We start from the raw sequence: 19,978 nt of genomic DNA, 5'->3' as shown, positions 1-19,978 counted from the left end.
TTATTTAACCTGTTTCAGAACATCAGCAGTGATGTCTTTAGATTTAGCAGAGTATGCAACCGCATTTTGATCGATTACAACATCGTAACCTTCGCTATCAGCCACTTTCTGAACGGCGTCCTGGATACGGCTCAGGATCTTGTTACGCTCTTCCATCTGACGACGACGGTTGTCCTGCTCGAAAGCCTGCGCTTTCGATGAGAATGCTTCACGCTGCGCCATCACGTCTTTTTCCATGCGGCTGCGGTCGGCTGCCTTCATGGTAGAACCGTCACGCTGCAGACGCTGCATTTTAGTTTGCAGATCACGTTCCATACCCTGCAACTCAGTTGCACGGCCTTTGAATTCGTTCTCCAATTGCTTCGCAACGGTCGCACGCGCTGGTAACTGTTGGAAAATGCTGGAAACGTTCACCACTGCAATTTTATCAGCAGCCTGAGCACCGGCGGAAACCGCCAGAGCAATACCCAGACCTGCGGCACACAACAACTTTTTCACTATAAAACTCCTCACCATCAACGTTTGTGTCACGGACACATGTGTTGCGCTTACCCGCTCTTTTTTCAAACAGAGTAAGCGCGATACTCTCTTGCAGTGCTTCCGTGCAAATCCGAATTACCAGGTTTTACCAATGTTAAATTGGAACTGTTCGGCCTTATCTCCATCATACTTTTTGAACGGCTGGGCGTAAGAGAACACCAGCGGGCCCAGAGGGGACATCCATTGTAATGCCAGACCTGCTGACATACGGATGTTGCTTGGATCGCTGTAGTCCGGGATACCTGCTGCACGGGTGGCAGCAGTGTTTTCCCATTTGGTGTCCCACACAGTACCAGCGTCCACAAACAGGGACGTACGTACAGAGTTAGCGTACTTCTCACTCAGGAACGGCGTTGGGGTGATCAGCTCTGCGCTGGCAACCGCCATGGCGTTACCACCGATAGCATCATCGGAGTTACACACCTTATTCACATCGGTACCTGAACAGTCCGAAGAACCGTTATTCAGGTAAGCCGCTTTAGGACCAATGTTATTGGAACGGAAACCACGAACGGTGCTGGAACCACCGGCATAGAAGTTCTCATAGAACGGCATTTCTTTACCGCTCAGGCCATCCCCATAGCCCACACGGCCACGACCTAACAGAACCCAGGTACGATCCTGGTTCAGTGGCAGATACTGTTGCGTATCCAGCGTCGCTTTGTAGAAGGCATTATCGGAACCTGGGATGGTCACTTTACCGTTCAGGTTGGTACGGTTACCCGCCGTTGGGAAGAACCCACGGTCAAGGGTGTTATACGTCCAGCCATAGTTAAAGGTGAAGTCATCTGCGGAGTAGTCTTCATCACCAGACAACGTCGGATTCTGCCCCACAGAACGCAGGTAGCGCCACATGGCAACCTGAGGCTGCATATTAGACAGGCTGTTATGAACATAGCCCAGGCCAACACGCAAACTGTTGTTCTCATTGATTGGGAAGCCCAGCGTTCCATCCACACCATAACTTTTATTGGTGTAGTCAGACAGGTCAGCATCGTCCGCTTTAAAGTCATTATAGAAGACGCGGCCACCCAGGCTGACACCATCAACCGTGAAGTACGGGTCAGTCAGTGAGAATTCAGCATAGGTTTGGTAATCGTTCTTGGTTCCGCTGATGCCAACGGTATTACCCGTACCCAGCCAGTTATCCTGGGTGACGCCGACCTGGAAGCTCACGCCACTCTCGGTGCCGTAACCCACGCCGAAGTTCAATGTACCGGTGTTGCGTTCTTTCACCTTGTACACGACGTCGACCTGGTCAGGCGAACCTGGCACACGCTGAGTGTCAGTGTCGACAGTTTCGAAGTAACCCAGACGGTTCAGACGCTCTTTACCCTGCTCGACCAGGTCGCTGCCTAACCAGGCACCTTCCATCTGGCGCATTTCGCGGCGCAGAACAGAGTCTTTAGAGGTGTCGTTACCTTCGAAGCGGACTTTGCGCACATAGAAACGGTTGCCCGCATCCACATTGATACGTAATTTTACGGTTTTGTTCGCATCATCAATTTCTGGCTGTGTCTGCACACGCGGATAAGCGTAGCCATAACGACCCAGCAGTTTCTTGATATCGTCTTCGATGCGCGTCACTTTCGAACCGTTATACAGTTCACCTGGGGTGATTTTACTCAGCGTTTCGATTTCTGCTGAGTGCCCGGCCAGATTACCCGTCACCGCAACACCGGAAAGCTTGTACTGCTCGCCTTCATTGATGTTAACGGTAATGTAGATACCTTTTTTATCTGGCGTCAGGCTGACCTGGGTTGAGTCGATATTGAATCGTGCGTAACCGCGATCCAGATAGAAACTGCGCAGGGTTTCAAGGTCACCCGCCAGTTTCTGTTTCTGGTATTTACGATCGCCGACGACGTTCCACCATGGCACATCATCACGCAGCTGGAAGCGCGAGATCAGTTCATCTGAACTGTACGCTTTATTACCCACGATGTTGATCTGTTGGATCTGAGCAGAGACACCTTCAGTAAACACCAGCTTCAGGTCAACACGGTTACGTGGCAGTGGCGTAACCACTGCTTTCACGCTGGCACTGTATTTACCGACGCTGTAATAGAAGTCTTCCAGGCCTTTCTCAATGGAGGAGATCGTGGTGCGATCCAGAGCTTCACCCACTCGCACACCGGATGCTTCAAGGTTCTGCTTGAGCATGTCCTCTTTCACCGCTTTGTTACCGGAGAAAGTGATACTGGCAATGGTCGGACGCTCTTTCACCTGGACGATCAACGTATTGCCGTCGCGCAGGACCTGAACATCTTCAAAATTCCCGGTGGCAAACAGTGCACGAATGGTGTTACTGAGATCTTCATCGGAGACAGTATCTCCAACGCGGACTGGCATACTGAGCAATGCCGCACCGACGGCGACTCGCTGCAGGCCTTCAAAGTGAATATCATTCACCACGAATCCGTCTGCACCGTATACGGTAGCGCTGCTAAGCAGCAGCGACGCTATGAGCAACTTTTTCATCGCCATCGTTTTTCTGCAATCTTCCTAACTAGTTCTCACAGACAATTTACCGATTGGTAAACTATAGCCTTGAGAAGTCATTGAATAGCGCAAGCCCCATTAACAGCACCAGCAAAATCGAGCCGATACGATAACTGAAGTCCTGAACTCGCTCGGACACCGGCCCTCCCTTGATCTTTTCGATCAACAGGAACAGCAAATGGCCACCATCTAACACCGGCAATGGGAACAGATTGATAATTCCAAGGTTCACGCTAATCAGAGCGAGGAACATCAGGTAGTAAATCAAACCGTATTCCGCTGACATCCCAGCACCCTGCGCGATCGAAATCGGCCCGCTGAGATTGTTCAACTTCACATCACCAACAATCAGTTTGCCCAGCATGCTGACCGTAAGCTTCATCAGTTGCCAGGTTTTCGCGCTGGCCTCACCGATTGCGGCAAACGGGCCATACTGGCGCACCGTTCTGTACTCTTCAGGCAGAGGAATAATGCGCGGTATCACTCCGGCAAACCCTTCGGCCTTGTTATGAGGATTAACGTCCGGTGTCAGTGTCAAACTGACCGTACTGCCCTGACGCTCCACCTCAATGGCTATATCTTTACCTGGATTATCGCGCACTGTGGCAACAAAATTTTGCCACTGGTCTAAAGGCTGACCATCGACTTTAACGATCCTGTCGCCAGCTTGCAAACCCGCTCGACTTGCAGCGGAATCCTTTTGCACCTGTGCCAACACCGATTCGATCTGTGGTCCACGCGGCTGTATCCCCAATGACGTCACGGGATCCTGCTTGTCTGGCTCAAACTGCCAGCCGTGCAGATTCACTGTCTTATCACTGGTTTTTTCACTGCCGAATGGCGCAAGGGTTAACGTGGTGCTTTCGTCACCAATCTTCGCAACCAGTGCCATACGCACAGCATCCCAATCAGGCGTTTCGATACCGTCAACGGCTTTAAGTTCCGTGCCTGGGGTAATTTGCGCTTCAGCAGCTGGCGATCCGCTCACTATTTCGCCAACAACCGGGCGTACACCCGGAACGCCGATGATAAACACCAGCCAATAGGCGAAGATGGCAAAGATGAAATTTGCGATAGGGCCGGCACTGATGATCGCGGCACGCTGGAGGACCGTTTTGTTATTGAAGGATTGATGGCGAAGTTCTGGCGGTACACTTTCTACACGCTCATCGAGCATCTTGACGTAGCCGCCCAGCGGGATCAACGCGATAACGTACTCAGTGCCCTGCTTGTCACGGCGCCGCCACAGCGCTTTACCGAAACCAATGGAGAAGCGCTCAACTTTCACGCCGCAACGGCGGGCTACCCAGAAATGGCCAAATTCATGCACGGTGATTAATATCCCCAGTGCAACAATAAAGGCAGCAAAACTCCAGAGTACGCTCAACATAATGTTTCCCTACAGCGTTCCAAAGACCAGCAGCAACAGGCAGGCAAACACCGGTACAGCTGCCGTGAGGCTGTCAATGCGATCAAGAATACCGCCGTGACCTGGAATAAGACTGCCGCTGTCTTTAATGCCCGCTTCGCGTTTAAACATGCTCTCGGTTAAATCACCCAGGACCGATGCAAGCGCGGCAGTAATTGAACAAATCAGCAATGTCGACAATGGCACTTGAAGCGGAGCGAACACGCTAAACAGCCATGAGAGTACTGCTGATGTCACCAGCCCGCCGAAGAAACCTTCCCACGTTTTACCTGGTGAGACCTTAGGTGCCAGCTTGTGTTTGCCGAATAATTTGCCAAACATATACGCGCCAGAGTCAGCTCCCCACACGAGGAACATCACATAAAGCAGCCACCATGCACCCGCATAATGGTCAGCTTCGTAGTGATACTGACGCAGCGCCAGCATCCCCCAGAAGAACGGGACAATGGTAAGCAACCCAAATACCAGACGTAATGGGCGGGAATTACGCCAAAATGCGGCAGAACCGGGATAGGACAAGACCAAAAGTAGCGCCACAATCCACCAGCCAAGTGACACCCACAAGGCGCCACCAATCTGCGGCAGATGCACGGAGTGCTGATATGCAGGCAATGTAAACAGCATAAAGGCCAGCAGCAGCCCACACAGCAGTGCAAGCCAGATGCGCTGTGAGCGGGCAGCAAAGCCCGCAAACTGGCCCCATTCCCACGCGGCCAGCATGCAGATCGCTAAAATTGTGATGGCAAACCCTAGCGGCGGCAGCATAAACAGCGCTGCAATGACGATAGGTATTAATATAAACGCGGTAATCAGGCGAGACTTTAACAAAGATTACCCCCAGTGCGCTTATGCGCCGCCGGGTGCTGCGCCGCCAAACCGACGCTCTCGTTGTGCAAACGCATTCAGTGCACCTTCAAAAACTTGTTCATCAAAATCAGGCCAAAGAGTATCGGTAAACCAAAACTCTGCATAGGCGACTTGCCACAGCAGGAAGTTACTAATCCGATGCTCTCCCCCGGTCCTTATTACCAGATCCACAGGTGCCAGTTCATTCAGGCAGAGATACGGGTGCAAGGTCTCTTCTTCGATCTGATCCGGGCGAAGAAGTCCTTCCTGTACCTGTTCTGCTATTTTTCTGACTCCGTGGATAATATCCCAACGTCCGCCATAATTCGCGGCAATGTTGAGTGTTAGTCCATTATTTTGTTGAGTAAGTTCTTCAGCACGGCGAATACGCTCTTGCAAACGTGTGTTGAACCGACTGATATCACCGATAATTTTCAACCGGACATTATGTTTGTGCAGGCTTTTTACTTCACTGTCGAGTGCCCAAACGAACAACTCCATCAGTGCCAGAACTTCCTGCTGAGGACGGTTCCAGTTTTCACTACTGAAGGCATAGAGTGTGAGCGCATCCAGCTTATTGCTCACCGCAAAACTCACGGCGCGACGCACGGATTTCACTCCCGCTTTATGACCAGAAATACGCAGCTTGCCCTGGCTTTTAGCCCAGCGACCATTGCCATCCATAATGATGGCCACATGGCGGGGGCCTGCCCCCTGCTGGTCATCGGTTTGTAATTGATTTTCGGACGACATAATGCGTAATTATTTCCTTATTCAGAAATATACCCTTCATATTTTAAGCTGCTGCTGCGCCGACCGCCGACATTCGCGCCTGTCACTTACTACTGTAAGCGTAAACAGAACAATGCCTTGCCGCCTTGCTGCAGCGCCAATGATTTGGGTATGCAATGGCTTCTGAAATATCTCACCCGCCCGGCGTAAATAGACTGTAATTGCACGAACTTATCCGCTTAATCACGCACTGGCACCGGAACGGTGGGGCAAGACTATACCACCTCCGCCCAGCGCTCACAAATAGCGGCGCGTTAAATCGCGCTGGCTCTGCCTGCAGAAAAACGTGGCAGTAAAGCACTTGCCATCGCGCGGGCTTCCCGGTCAATGGCAATCACCGCGTCGACGCTAGAAGGTTCCTTGCAGGACAGTGTCTCCAGTACCGCAACATTCAAAGCAGCAATATCGGTAAAGCGGATCTCAGACGCAAGAAACGCGGCAACCGCAATTTCATTCGCCGCATTCAGCATGGTGGTCGCCGCCTGCCCGGTAATACTGGCATCAATAGCCAGTTTCAGGCAGGGATAGCGCGCATAATCAGGCTCAGAGAAGGTCAATGCCGACATACGTGTGAAATCAAGCGGTTGGGCACCTGAATTCACGCGCTGCGGCCAGGCCATCGCGTGAGCAATTGGCGTACGCATATCCGGCGATCCAAGCTGGGCAATCACACTGCCATCACGATAACGGACCATTGAATGAATAACGGATTGCGGATGCAGAACCACTTCCATCTGCGCATCAGTCGCATTAAACAGCCAGCGGGCTTCAATATATTCCAGGCCTTTGTTCATCATGGTGGCCGAATCGACAGAGATTTTTCGCCCCATCGACCAGTTCGGATGCGCACACGCCTGATCCGGCGTCATATGGCGTAACTCTGCCAACGGCGTCTCACGAAACGGGCCACCTGACCCCGTGAGGATAATGCTGTCAATGCCATTATCTTCTAAAGAAGCGTACCCTAACTGCTGCTGGAGGGAAGCAGGCAAACTCTGAAAAATGGCGTTGTGCTCGCTATCGATGGGCAACAACTGCGCTTTCGAGGCGCTTACTGCCTCCAGGAATAGGCGGCCGCAGGTCACAAGCGACTCTTTATTGGCCAGTAACACCTGTTTTCCAGCGCGAATTGCAGCCAGGGTAGGCAATAATCCTGCTGCACCAACAATCGCGGCCATTACCTGGTCCACACCATCCAACGCGGCCAGATCGCAGGCAGCCTGCTCCCCGCTTAACACTTCAGTGGCCACATTCAGATCTTTCAGACGAAGACGCAGTGTTTCAGCCGCTTTACTATCTGACATTGCGGCGTAATCCGGGCGAAATGCCAGGCATTGTTCGGCCATCAGTTCCACATTGCGCCCGGCAACCAGTGCCTTCACGGCAAACAAGTGAGGGTTAGCACGTACCACGGCCAGCGTGCTGGTCCCGATAGAGCCGGTCGAACCGAGGATCGTCAAGTGTTTCATGAGGCTGCTCTGTGTAATGACCCGGCGCAGGCAGCAATCAGGAGAAGGGAGAGAAACCTGCCGGGGAAGTTAACAAATGCAAAACGCCGTAAGACCGACCCTTCATGTGAATGGCAATCTGTACGGCGTTTCATTGGGTGATGACGAACTCAGAAGTCCATCAGCTCCGCTTCTTTTTCGGCCAGCGCAGTATCAATTTTCTTGATAAATACGTCAGTCATTTTCTGTACATCTTCCTGTGAACGACGATCATCGTCTTCACTGATCTCTTTGTCTTTCAGCAGTGCTTTCACTTTGTCATTCGCATCACGACGAACGTTACGCACAGACACACGACCCTGCTCAGCTTCACCGCGCACGATTTTGATCAGGTCTTTACGACGCTCTTCGGTCAATGCTGGCAATGGAACACGGATGTCTGTGCCTGCTGACATTGGGTTCAGACCCAGATCAGACGCCATGATCGCTTTTTCAACGGCAGCGCTGATAGAGCGGTCGAAGACGTTGACTTTCAGCGTACGCGAATCTTCTACCGTCACACTGGCCAGCTGACGCAGCGGGGTTGAAGAACCGTAATAATCGACCATGATACCGTCGAGAATACTCGGCGATGCACGGCCGGTGCGGATTTTGCTGATATGGCTTTTGAATGCCTCGACGCATTTATCCATGCGCGTTTCTGCATCTTTCTTGATGTCGTTAATCACGTGGGAACCCTTGGATTCTGTTTGATCCACCAGCCTCTGGCATCGCCAGAAGCCGTTCAAATACATTTAAAGATAATCCTGACATGCAGAATATACCTTATTTTAACCCTTTTAACCGTAGACTGATATTAATGCGTAATCAGTGTGCCTTCTTTTTCACCCATCACTCCGCGACGCAGTGCGCCCGGCTTGTTCATATTGAACACGCGGATTGGCAGTGAATGGTCACGCGCCAGGGTAAAGGCGGCCAGATCCATCACTTTCAGTTCTTTATCCAGCACTTCAGTATAGGTCAACTGCTCGTGCAGGACCGCATCCGGGTTCTTCACCGGGTCGGAGGAGTACACGCCATCCACTTTGGTGGCCTTCAGCACCACATCGGCTTCGATTTCAATGCCACGCAGGCAGGCTGCAGAATCTGTGGTAAAGAACGGGTTACCGGTACCGGCGGAGAAAATCACCACGCGGTTATTACGCAGCAGGCTGATGGCTTCTGCCCAGCTGTAGTTGTCACACACACCGTTCAGCGGAATAGCTGACATCAGGCGGGCGTTAACATAGGCACGGTGCAACGCATCACGCATCGCCAGGCCATTCATCACGGTTGCCAGCATACCCATATGGTCGCCAACAACACGGTTCATACCAGCTTGAGCCAGACCAGCACCGCGGAACAGATTACCACCACCGATAACCACACCTACCTGAATGCCCAGTTCTACCAGTTCTTTCACTTCCTGAGCCATACGATCCAGCACGCTGGCATCGATACCGAAGCCTTCAGCACCTTGCAGGGCTTCGCCACTCAGTTTTAGCAGGATACGTTGATATACGGGTTTTGCATTGGTCGCCATGGTTTTTTTCCTGGAAGATATCGTCGAAAAGGGGTGTTAACTGTGTGCGGTATCATCCTAAAAGCATCAGAGAAATACTATTGGGATGAGACTGAAAATGCGCTGCCAAAAGCAGGCAAAAAAGAACCGCCATTTGGCGGTTCTTTTCGGATCATTAAGACTGCTTGGACATGGCAGCAACTTCTGCCGCAAAATCTGTCTCAGCTTTCTCAATGCCTTCGCCCACTTCAAAGCGGATGAAGTTGGTCACGTCTGCGTTTTTCTCTTTCAACAGTTGGCCCACAGTTTTGCTTGGGTCAATGACGAAAGGCTGGCCGGTCAGAGAAACTTCGCCGGTGAATTTCTTCATACGGCCTTCAACCATTTTCTCTGCGATTTCTTTTGGCTTGCCAGACTGCATAGCGATGTCCAGCTGAACCTGGTACTCTTTCTCTACCACTTCAGCAGACACGTCTTCAGGCTTAACGAATTCTGGTTTGCTTGCAGCAACATGCATTGCCAGCTGCTTAACCAGCTCTTCGTCAGCGCTTTTAGCCGCGATCAGAACGCCGATGCGAGCACCGTGCAGGTAGCTACCCAGTACTTCGCCTTCCAGAGTAGATACGCGACGAATGTTGATGTTTTCACCGATTTTAGCAACCAGTGCAACGCGCTCTTCTTCGAACTGTGCTTTCAGCACTTCAACGTCAGTGATTTTGCCTGCAACAGCAGCATCCAGCACTTTGTCAGCGAAAGCCTGGAAACCAGAATCTTTAGCAACGAAGTCAGTCTGGCAGTTAACTTCCAGAATCACTGCGTAGTTGCCATCGATCTTAGTTTTGATCACGCCGTCAGCAGCAACGTTGCCTGCTTTCTTAGCGGCTTTGATCGCGCCAGATTTACGCATGTTCTCGATCGCCAGCTCGATGTCGCCGTTGGCTTCGGTCAGTGCTTTTTTACAATCCATCATGCCAGCGCCAGTGCGCTCGCGCAGTTCTTTTACCAGAGCAGCGGTAATATCAGCCATTCTCTAATCCTCGGTTAGCTTGCATCTGCCAGCTCGCCTTGCGGCGTTCGCTTGAGATGCCTGGTCTCGGGAGAAACATTCTGCCCCGCCGATTGTGACAACCGGCAAAGCGAAGTCGAAAAAATAAAGGGGCCAATCAAGGCCCCTTCCTTACAGATTCACATCTGATGTACAAGGGCTCTCTAAAGAGCAAGCCTTATTACTCAGCTTCAGCGAAGGTTTCTTCAGCTTGCTGAGCCAGGTCCTGAGAGCGACCTTCACGTACAGTGGTAGCCACTGCAGTCAGGTACAGGCTAACAGCACGGATTGCATCGTCATTACCAGGGATAATGAAGTCAACACCGTCTGGATCAGAGTTGGTATCAACGATAGCAAATACTGGGATACCCAGGTTGTTTGCTTCTTTGATAGCGATGTGTTCGTGATCTGCATCAACAACAAACAGTGCGTCTGGCAGGCCGCCCATATCTTTGATACCGCCCAGGCTGTTTTCCAGCTTGGCCAGTTCGCGGTCGCGCATCAACGCTTCTTTCTTGGTCAGTTTGTCGAAAGTGCCGTCCTGAGACTGAATTTCCAGATCTTTCAGACGTTTGATTGACTGACGAACAGTTTTCCAGTTAGTCAGCATACCACCCAACCAGCGGTGATTAACGAAGAACTGGTCGCAGCTCAGAGCGTGCTCTTTTACCGCTTCGCTTGCAGCGCGCTTAGTACCAACGAACAGAATCTTACCTTTACGGGAAGAGATCTTGCTCAACTCAGCCAGAGCTTCGTTGAACATTGGTACAGTTTTCTCAAGGTTGATGATGTGAACTTTGTTACGAGCGCCGAAGATGAATGGCTTCATTTTCGGGTTCCAGTAACGGGTCTGGTGACCGAAGTGTACACCGGCCTTGAGCATGTCGCGCATGGAAACAGTTGCCATGATTACCTCTATAGATATAGTTTGGGGTTAAGCCTCCACGTATCCCATACAACCGACCCATCGGCTCTTTCGAACCAGCAAGGCACCCCGGCGTAGGTGTCGATACGTGTGTGTTATTTACACATAGTGAGATTTATGCGTTTCTCTCATCGCAGTGAGAATCACCGAACAGAGAATCGTCGGCGCGCTTTATACCATAAATGAGGCATTGAAGCCAACTGGTAGTTGCCTTATTCACCGAAATGGGCTGACTCACGTCTGCGCCGCGGTTTACGCTACAAACTACAATTGGCAGCGTCCGGGGGGACTGCTACCATTGCAGCACTTTCTTTATTATTGTCGAAAATGACGACAAATGCGGACCTGATGAATGGCTATTTCAATTAAAACCCCGGAAGAAATCCAAAAAATGCGCGTGGCTGGCCGCCTGGCCGCCGAAGTTCTTGAAATGATTGAAGCGCACGTTAAACCGGGCGTCAGCACCGGTGAACTTGACCGCCTGTGTAACGATCATATTGTGAACCAGCAGCATGCGGTTTCTGCCAGCCTGGGCTACCACGGTTTCCCTAAATCTGTATGCATCTCTGTGAATGAAGTGGTGTGCCACGGTATTCCCAGCGACGAGAAAATCCTCAAAGATGGCGATATCGTCAATATCGATGTCACCGTCATTAAAGATGAATACCACGGTGATACCTCTACCATGTTCATCGTCGGTAAACCGACCATTCAGGGCGAGCGTCTGTGCCGTGTGACTCAGGAAAGCCTGTATCTGGCTCTGCGCATGATCAAACCCGGCATTCGCCTGCGTACCCTGGGCCGCGAAATTCAGAAATTTGTTGAAGCACAGGATTTTTCTGTTGTGCGTGAATATTGTGGTCACGGTATCGGTAAGGGCTTCCACGAAGAGCCACAAGTATTGCACTACGATGCCGATGACGGCGGTGTCGTCTTGCAGGCCGGTATGGCTTTCACCGTTGAGCCAATGGTCAACGCCGGTGATTACCGCATTCGCGTCATGAAAGATGGCTGGACGGTAAAAACGAAAGATCGCAGCTTGTCCGCTCAGTACGAACACACTATTGTGGTGACAGAAAACGGCTGCGAAATTATGACGCTGCGCAAAGATGACACCATTCCGGCCATTCTGGTCGCAGAATAATGCGTAGGGGCTGACCTTATCTTCCGGTCAACCCGGGTCAAATTTAAAGCCGGCGCCAGCCGGCTTTTTTACGTGTTCAGTATGATCAGATCCACATTGGGGCGGTGAAATGAATAAAGACGTACCTGAAGCCAGCATCCTGAAAAAACTCACCAAGGCCCCGCGCCGCTGGGAAGATGCCGAACTGAACCGCGATACGCTCAGGCATCACCTGGATGTTTTCCAGCAGCATCTCGCTGCCGCTTTTGACGCCGGGCAGGATGCAGAAAGCCTGATCGACGCCCGTACCCTCTTCATCGATCGCCTTCTCCGGCGCCTGTGGCGCTTCTTCGGATTCCCGGAAAAAGACGGCATTGCACTGGTTGCGGTCGGTGGCTACGGTCGGGGTGAACTGCATCCACTATCGGATATTGATGTCCTGATCCTCAGTCGTAAACCCCTGTCCGAGGAAGATGCCCGTCGTACCAGTGAGTTGCTGACCCTGATGTGGGACCTCAAGCTGGAAGTCGGTCACAGCGTGCGAACGCTGGAAGAGTGTTTGCTCGAAGGGTTGTCCGACCTCACCGTCTCAACCAACCTGATTGAATCGCGCATGTTGACCGGCGATCTCACGTTATTTCTTGAGATGCAGAAGAACGTCTTCAGCGATGGCTTTTGGCCGTCAGACCGCTTTTTCGCAGCAAAAATTGATGAACAACAGGTACGTCATCAACGCTATCACGGCACCAGCTACAATCTGGAACCGGACATCAAGAGCAGCCCCGGTGGCCTACGCGACATTCACACGCTGTTGTGGGTGGCACGCCGTCACTTCGGCGCGACCTCACTGGATGAAATGGTCGGTTTTGGCTTTCTGACGGAAGCCGAGCGTAACGAGCTGAACGAGTGCCAGAGCTTCCTGTGGCGCATCCGTTTTGCCCTGCACCTGACACTGACGCGCTACGACAACCGCCTGCTGTTTGATCGTCAGCTCAATGTTGCCCAACGCCTGAACTATCAGGGCGAAGGGAACGAGCCGGTTGAGCGCATGATGAAGGATTTCTTCCGTGTCACACGCCGCGTTGGCGAGTTAAACCAGATGCTGTTACAGCTGTTTGATGAAGCCATTCTGGCGCTGCCAACCGACGAGAAACCCCGCCCGCTGGACGATGAATTCCAGCTACGCGGCACGCTGATTGATCTGCGTGATGATACGCTGTTTGCACGTCAGCCAGAGTCCATCATGCGTATGTTCTACACCATGGCGCGTACACCGAAAATTACCGGTATCTACTCCAATACGCTGCGTCATTTGCGTCACGCGCGCCGTAACCTGAAGCAGCCCCTGTGTACCATCCCAGAGGCCCGGGAGCTGTTCCTGTCGATACTGCGCCATCCAGGTGCAGTCAGCCGGGCACTGGTGCCTATGCACCGCCACAGTGTGCTGTGGGCTTATATGCCGCAGTGGAGCAACATCGTTGGTCAGATGCAGTTTGATCTGTTCCACGCCTATACGGTCGATGAACACACCATTCGCGTACTGCAAAAGCTGGAAAGCTTTGCCGACGAACGTACACGTCAGCAACATCCGCTGTGCGTTGAACTCTGGCCACGCCTGCCGCAGTTGGAATTACTGCTGATGGCGGCGCTGTTTCACGATATCGCCAAAGGGCGCGGCGGCGATCATTCCATTCTCGGGGCCCAGGATGCGCTGGAGTTTGCCGAGATGCACGGCCTGAACTCACGCGAGACGCAGCTGGTTGCCTGGCTTGTGCGCCATCACCTGCTGATGTCGGTCACCGCCCAGCGCCGCGATATTCAAGACCCGACGGAGATCCAGCAGTTTGCCGAGGTGATGCAGAATGAAAACCGCCTGCGTTATCTGGTGTGCCTGACCGTTGCCGATATCTGTGCCACCAATGAAACCTTATGGAACAGCTGGAAGCAAAGCCTGTTACGCGAGCTGTTTTTCGCCACAGAGAAACAGCTGCGCCGTGGAATGGAAAACAGCCCGGACCTGCGCGAACGCGTGCGCCATCATCGGCTTCAGGCGCTGGCCTTACTGCGCATGGATAATATCGACGAAGAAGCGTTGCACAGCATCTGGGGCCGCTGCCGCGCCGACTATTTCCTGCGGCACACGCCAAACCAGCTCGCGTGGCATGCGCGTCATCTGATGAATCACGATCTCAACCAGCCCCTGATCCTCGTTAGCCCGCAGGCGACACGCGGCGGTACCGAGATCTTTATCTGGAGCCCGGACCGCCCGTACCTGTTTGCCACTGTAGCCGGTGAGCTGGATCGTCGTAATCTGAGCGTCCATGATGCCCAGATCTTCACCAGCCGCGACGGCATGGCAATGGACACCTTTATCGTGCTGGAGCCGGATGGAAGCCCGCTGGCGACTGACCGCCATGAGATGACACGCCAGGCGCTGGAACAGGCGATCTGCCAGACCAGCTGGCAGCCTCCGCGCACGCGCCGTCAGTCAGCTCGTTTGAAGCATTTTAATGTCGATACCGCGGTCAACTTCTTACCCACACACACTGACAGGCGAACTTATCTGGAATTAGTCGCGCTGGATCAGCCGGGATTGCTGGCGCGCGTTGGCGAAGTTTTTGCTGACCTGAACGTGTCGCTGCACGGTGCGCGCATCAGTACCATCGGTGAACGCGTCGAGGATTTGTTTATTCTCGCCAATAGCGAGCGCCGGGCATTGGATGCCGATTTGCGCCAACGGCTGCAACAACGGTTGACAGAGGCCCTTGTTCCAAACGATAAAGTGTGACCCAGATTTACTTTTCATCCCTAAAGAGTGACACAGGCGTCATTGTCGCAGGCAGTTTGAGCGCAGACAGCGCAGCGTACTGAAGTACGTGAGGATGGCGAGCACTGCCTGCGCTCAAAATGGCAAGTAAAATAGCCTGTTACACCGAACTCACTGAAATTGAGAGATCTAATATGCAACAGTTACAGAGTGTTATTGAAGCGGCCTTCGAACGCCGTGCGGACATTACCCCAGCAAACGCTGACGCCGCAACCCGCGAAGCCGTCAACCAGGTTATCGCCCAGCTGGATAACGGTGCCCTGCGCGTCTCTGAGAAAATCGACGGCGAATGGGTTACGCATCAGTGGTTGAAGAAAGCGGTCCTGCTCTCTTTCCGCATCAATGACAATCAGGTAATTGATGGCGCAGAAAGCCGTTATTACGACAAAGTTCCGATGAAATTCGCTGACTACGACGAAGCACGCTTCAAAAAAGAAGGCTTCCGCGTTGTTCCACCAGCGGCAGTACGCCAGGGCGCATTCATCGCACGTAACACCGTGCTGATGCCTTCTTACGTTAACATCGGCGCTTACGTTGACGAAGGCACGATGGTTGATACCTGGGTCACCGTAGGTTCCTGCGCGCAGATCGGTAAAAACGTTCACCTGTCTGGCGGCGTTGGCATTGGTGGCGTACTGGAGCCATTGCAGGCCAATCCAACCATCATTGAAGACAACTGCTTCATCGGTGCGCGTTCAGAAATCGTTGAAGGCGTGATCGTAGAAGAAGGTTCCGTGATTTCAATGGGCGTTTATATCGGCCAGAGCACCAAGATCTTCGACCGCGAAACCGGGGAAGTGCATTACGGCCGTGTCCCTGCGGGTTCCGTTGTCGTTTCAGGCAACCTGCCATCGAAAGACGGAACTTACAGCCTGTACTGCGCCGTTATCGTGAAAAAAGTCGATGCGAAAACGCTGAGCAAAACCGGCATCAACGAACTCCTGCGCACTATCGATTGATCCTCCTGCGGGCCACACCAGTGGTCCGCACCTTACTGTAAAGTAAGTTTTACACTCCTGCCCTGAACTACCTCTTTCACGTCACGAAACAAGTGGTGCTATTGTGCACAATCTGCGCCATAATCCGCGCCAGAAAATACTGTATTTAAATTAAACGATCCTTTTCCGTTTCTCGGATAGCGACTACTCTGATCGCATCTGGATCGATAGTCTCTTAAAGGAAAATACCATGTACGACAATCTCAAGGGTTTGGGCATCGCGACGCCGGAAGATATCGACCGTTACAGCCTGCGTCAGGAAGCCAACAATGACATCCTGAAAATCTATTTCCGTAAAGATAAAGGCGAGTTCTTTGCCAAAAGCGTGAAATTTAAATATCCGCGCCAGCGCAAAACCGTGGTAGCTGACAATGCCAGCCAGGGTTACAAAGAAGTTCAGGAAATCAGCCCGAACCTGCGCTATGTGATTGATGAACTTGACCAGATTTGCCAACGTGACCAGGTAGAAGTTGATCTGAAGCGCAAAATTCTTGATGACCTGCGTCATCTGGAGAGCGTGGTCTCCAACAAGATTGCTGAAATTGAATCAGACCTGGATAAACTGACCCGCGGCGGTCGTTAATTCCTTTTCTGACATAAAAAGGGGTGACCAGAATACTGGTCACCCCTTTTTTTTGTCCGGTGCCGCTCTTATTTTCGAACGGCACTTTTCAGCATAACTTACTGCATCAGCAAATAAATACTGGCATCGCCACGCTGGATATTCAGCGCCAGCACTGACGGTTTGGTATCCAGGATTTTGCGCAATTCGCCCAGATTCGCGACCGGCTGTTGGTTAACGCCTAAAATCACATCATCTTTCTTCAGGCCAACGCGCGCTGCCGCAGAACCCGCTTTAACGCTGTCCACTTTCACACCCTTAACGCCTTTCGCATCAAAGTTGCTCAGGTCAGCCCCTTCGATACCGTTATAGATAGTGCCAGAATCGACTTTCGCTGCGGCGCTTTGTTGCAACGCCACGTTCACTTTCATTGGCTTGCCATCCCGGATCAGGCCCAGTTCCATTTTGGTGCCAACCGGCAACGACCCCACTTCCGCACGCAACGCAGAGAAACTGGAGATCGGCTTGTTGTTGATCGACACAATCACGTCACCGGCTTTAATGCCCGCCTGCGCCGCTGAAGACTTCGGCAATACCTGACTGACGAACGCACCGCGCTGGGCATCAACTTTCATCGCCTTCGCGAGTTCGGAGTTCAGTTCGGTGCCCATGATCCCCAGCTCACCGCGTTTCACCTGACCGAATTCAACCATCTGTGACGTCAGGTTTTTCACCATATTACTTGGGATGGCGAAGCCAATACCGATGTTGCCGCCGTCTGGCGCGAGTATCGCCGTGTTAATCCCAATCAGCTCACCATTCAGGTTCACCAGCGCCCCCCCGGAATTACCCCGGTTAATCGCGGCATCAGTCTGGATAAAGTTTTCGTAGTTTTCCAGGTTCAGACCACTGCGGCCAAGGGCAGAGACAATACCGGAGGTAACCGTTTCCCCCAGACCATACGGGTTACCAATCGCTACCGTGTAATCGCCCACGCGCAGATTATCGGAGTCAGCAAGCTTAATCGCGGTCAGGTTTTTCGCCTCTTTCAACTGGATCAGCGCAATATCAGAACGCGGATCTTTACCAATCACTTTTGCATCGTATTTACGACCATCGCTCAATTGAACCTGAATTTTTGTCGCATTGTCGACCACGTGGTTGTTGGTTACGACGTAGCCTTTAGCGGCATCAATCACCACACCGGAACCCAGTGCGCGGAATTTCTGCTGCTGGCTGTCAGCGCCGCCGTTGCCCTTCCCTTCCGGGCCACCTTCCTGACACATCGGCGATCCCTGGAATGGAGAACCGTCCTGACAGAATGGGGAATTATCGCCAAAGAACTGCTGGAACTGCTGAGGCATGCGCGGCGTACGTACCGTCGTGCTGCCCTCAACATTAATGCTGACAACCGAAGGCATCACTGTTTCCAGCATAGGAGCCAGACTGGGTAATGGCTGGCTTGAAGAGGAAGAGGCCGTTTCAGCAGCACTCGCCGCTAAAGGGTTTAACGCCAGCCCAAGGCTCAGAGCCAATGCGCTCAATACTAACGTGGTTTTTTTCATTCGTCGGATTCTCAAGTGATTCTGTGGGATAACCATTGCTGTGGTTGTGAAGGTGAGATTAATTTTTTATCCCTAAGTTCATATTTAACCACTAAGAAAAAGTAAAAAAATATTGTTCTTCTTTACAAATCATCACGACTGATGGATTTATTCCACGGCCATTAACCGTCGATACTCATCCCAGGCATACAAATCTGTCATCCCGCTAATGTAGTCCTGCAATAAACGAACGCGATAATAGTATTCCCATATATTCTCTTCGTCGGGATTTTTATCCAGAGACTCCACCGCTTCGCTGTAAGCAAGACGAAAACGCGTCGAAAGCTTATGGAACAGGCGTGTTTCAATCGGATAACCTTTTAAATAATCCTTTTACGTCAATTCGCTGAACTCTTCGCGCGTCAACAGCAACAGTGGCTGGTAAATATCCAGCAAGCCGCTGATCACCCGATACCCTTGCAACTCTAACTGTTCCACTTCAGGATGGTTAAACACATGACGAAAAGCGACTTTTTTGAAAATATCTAATAGCTGACTATGCGGGCTACCATCTTCCAGCAGCGCCTCATTAAACTCGCCGTGGTACACCGCAGGCAAATGCTCGATAAAACGGCTGGCCGCATGGGGCACCAGTTCTGCCACCGTATTCACACGTAAATACATAAAGAACTGGTCTTCACTGCTGCGATTTGTGCGGCGACTGCGTGATTTATCTAACGCGCTGGTCACCACGGTGGCAAACAGATCGCCTGCCTGATGGTCAGGCCAGAGTTGGAATAAATAATGATACAGTTGTTCAACAGTAAAGATATTTTTTTCTACGGCATCTTCTAAATCGGCTACGCAGTAAGAGATATCGTCAGCAGCTTCCATAATATAAGTCAGCGGAAAACGGCAATGCGGCTGAAGATCTAATTGCTCACGCAGTCGCGCGATATATTCTTCTTCTGCCAGGTAGTATCCCGGTTTCTTCATTAAATAATCATGGCTGGCGGGAATGGCTCCGCTATGCCAGGCAGGACGCGTGTATTTTAAAATACAGCCGACCTGCGCCCAGGTCAGGTTCATCTTCATCAGCGTATGCACCGTGCGGATTGCCTGCGCGTTGCCTTCAAAATGAGACAGGTCCTGACGGACTTTAGCCCGCAGCGCATTCAAGCCATCATCCTGATGGCGTAATACCTCGGGTACACAGCGATCTTCCCGTCCGCTCTCCGGCTGCCAGCTTGTATCAAACTGCTGACGGAACCAGTCATTGATCGCTGCCTCACCAAAGTGACCAAACGGCGGATTGCCAATATCGTGCATCAGGCAAGCCATCTCGACGATACTCTCAAATGGCCCGGTCAACTGCGCCAGCCCCAAAGAGACTAAACGGTCAGCTTCCTGCAAGCGTGTCAGTACTTCTTTTGCGATATAGCGCCCCACCTGCTGCACTTCCAGCGAATGCGTCAGCCGGGTGCGAACGGCGGCATTACGCTCAAGCGGGAAGACCTGGGTTTTCTGCTGCAGTCGGCGGATAGCTGCTGAATTAATAATACGACCACGATCGCTTTCAAATATGCGCAGGATTTCATGTTCATCCTTCGGTCCCTGATAGGGGCGATAGCGCCGCTGCCAGTTGATTTTTATGCGAAAATCGATCCCAGTCATACCTTATTCCCTCTGATAAATGGCGCAGTCATTCTCGCAGTATACCCAAAATAATTCGAGTCCCCTCATGGGGCCTACTTTTGATGCAGCCAACGCCTGTGCAGCTTGAAGTATGACGGGTATAGCGATGATGTTTGTCATGATAAACTATGCGCCGCAATG

15 protein-coding genes and 1 pseudogene are annotated in these 19,978 nt (G+C 52.0%); 4 read left to right on the top strand and 12 right to left on the bottom strand.

Translation table 11 applies throughout. From position 1 onward, the window contains the following. The 10 genes from skp to rpsB form a co-directional block, all read right to left on the bottom strand. Complete coding sequence (gene skp, locus WH277_RS26115) at positions 1–498, bottom strand: molecular chaperone Skp (RefSeq protein WP_133842189.1); 498 nt, start codon at positions 496–498, stop codon at positions 1–3. 117 nt (positions 499–615) lie between these two features. Continuing rightward, positions 616–3,027 carry an outer membrane protein assembly factor BamA gene (gene bamA, locus WH277_RS26110; protein WP_133842190.1) on the bottom strand — a complete coding sequence of 804 codons (2,412 nt, stop codon included), beginning with the start codon at positions 3,025–3,027 and terminating at the stop codon, positions 616–618. A gap of 55 nt (positions 3,028–3,082) precedes the next feature. After that, positions 3,083–4,432: a sigma E protease regulator RseP gene (gene rseP, locus WH277_RS26105; protein WP_133842191.1), complete on the bottom strand. Its 1,350-nt coding sequence runs from the start codon at positions 4,430–4,432 to the stop codon at positions 3,083–3,085. 9 nt (positions 4,433–4,441) lie between these two features. Continuing rightward, positions 4,442–5,299 carry a phosphatidate cytidylyltransferase gene (gene cdsA, locus WH277_RS26100; RefSeq protein WP_159336923.1) on the bottom strand — a complete coding sequence of 286 codons (858 nt, stop codon included), beginning with the start codon at positions 5,297–5,299 and terminating at the stop codon, positions 4,442–4,444. 18 nt (positions 5,300–5,317) lie between these two features. Next, entirely contained in the window at positions 5,318–6,070 is a 753-nt protein-coding gene (ispU, locus tag WH277_RS26095; protein ID WP_133842193.1) for a (2E,6E)-farnesyl-diphosphate-specific ditrans,polycis-undecaprenyl-diphosphate synthase, read from the bottom strand. 293 nt (positions 6,071–6,363) lie between these two features. Next, positions 6,364–7,578: a 1-deoxy-D-xylulose-5-phosphate reductoisomerase gene (gene ispC / locus WH277_RS26090; protein WP_159336922.1), complete on the bottom strand. Its 1,215-nt coding sequence runs from the start codon at positions 7,576–7,578 to the stop codon at positions 6,364–6,366. Between the two features lie 149 nt (positions 7,579–7,727). Next, positions 7,728–8,285: a ribosome recycling factor gene (frr, locus tag WH277_RS26085; RefSeq protein ID WP_133842195.1), complete on the bottom strand. Its 558-nt coding sequence runs from the start codon at positions 8,283–8,285 to the stop codon at positions 7,728–7,730. Positions 8,286–8,413: 128 nt separating this feature from the next. Beyond that, complete coding sequence (gene pyrH, locus WH277_RS26080) at positions 8,414–9,139, bottom strand: UMP kinase (RefSeq protein WP_339507341.1); 726 nt, start codon at positions 9,137–9,139, stop codon at positions 8,414–8,416. 154 nt (positions 9,140–9,293) lie between these two features. Further along, complete coding sequence (tsf, locus tag WH277_RS26075) at positions 9,294–10,145, bottom strand: translation elongation factor Ts (RefSeq protein WP_133842197.1); 852 nt, start codon at positions 10,143–10,145, stop codon at positions 9,294–9,296. 199 nt (positions 10,146–10,344) lie between these two features. Beyond that, positions 10,345–11,070: a 30S ribosomal protein S2 gene (gene rpsB, locus WH277_RS26070; RefSeq protein WP_133842198.1), complete on the bottom strand. Its 726-nt coding sequence runs from the start codon at positions 11,068–11,070 to the stop codon at positions 10,345–10,347. A 370-nt stretch (positions 11,071–11,440) separates the two neighbouring features. Here rpsB and map point away from each other — a divergent pair, with 370 nt between their 5' ends. From map to WH277_RS26050, 4 genes are all read left to right on the top strand, one after another. After that, a complete protein-coding gene (gene map, locus WH277_RS26065; RefSeq protein ID WP_133842199.1) occupies positions 11,441–12,232 on the top strand; it encodes a type I methionyl aminopeptidase in 792 nt (263 codons plus the stop codon). 109 nt (positions 12,233–12,341) lie between these two features. Continuing rightward, positions 12,342–14,999 (top strand): bifunctional uridylyltransferase/uridylyl-removing protein GlnD, encoded by a 2,658-nt coding sequence (glnD, locus tag WH277_RS26060; protein ID WP_133842200.1) that lies wholly within the window; start codon positions 12,342–12,344, stop codon positions 14,997–14,999. 173 nt (positions 15,000–15,172) lie between these two features. Beyond that, entirely contained in the window at positions 15,173–15,997 is an 825-nt protein-coding gene (dapD, locus tag WH277_RS26055; RefSeq protein WP_212815673.1) for a 2,3,4,5-tetrahydropyridine-2,6-dicarboxylate N-succinyltransferase, read from the top strand. 229 nt (positions 15,998–16,226) lie between these two features. Further along, positions 16,227–16,619: a DUF3461 family protein gene (locus WH277_RS26050; protein WP_133842202.1), complete on the top strand. Its 393-nt coding sequence runs from the start codon at positions 16,227–16,229 to the stop codon at positions 16,617–16,619. A gap of 98 nt (positions 16,620–16,717) precedes the next feature. On the opposite strand, the gene degP is transcribed toward WH277_RS26050, so the two are convergent. Next, complete coding sequence (degP, locus tag WH277_RS26045; RefSeq protein WP_133842203.1) at positions 16,718–18,163, bottom strand: serine endoprotease DegP; 1,446 nt, start codon at positions 18,161–18,163, stop codon at positions 16,718–16,720. Between the two features lie 147 nt (positions 18,164–18,310). Beyond that, positions 18,311–19,816: pseudogene (gene dgt / locus WH277_RS26040) on the bottom strand (dGTPase). Positions 19,817–19,978: the final 162 nt, after the last annotated feature.

This window comes from Erwinia sp. MYb416, assembly GCF_037479575.1.
GTDB lineage: Bacteria > Pseudomonadota > Gammaproteobacteria > Enterobacterales > Enterobacteriaceae > Erwinia > Erwinia rhapontici.
Note: the sequence above shows the minus strand (reverse complement) of the source record. Positions and strands in the feature narration are given on the sequence as shown.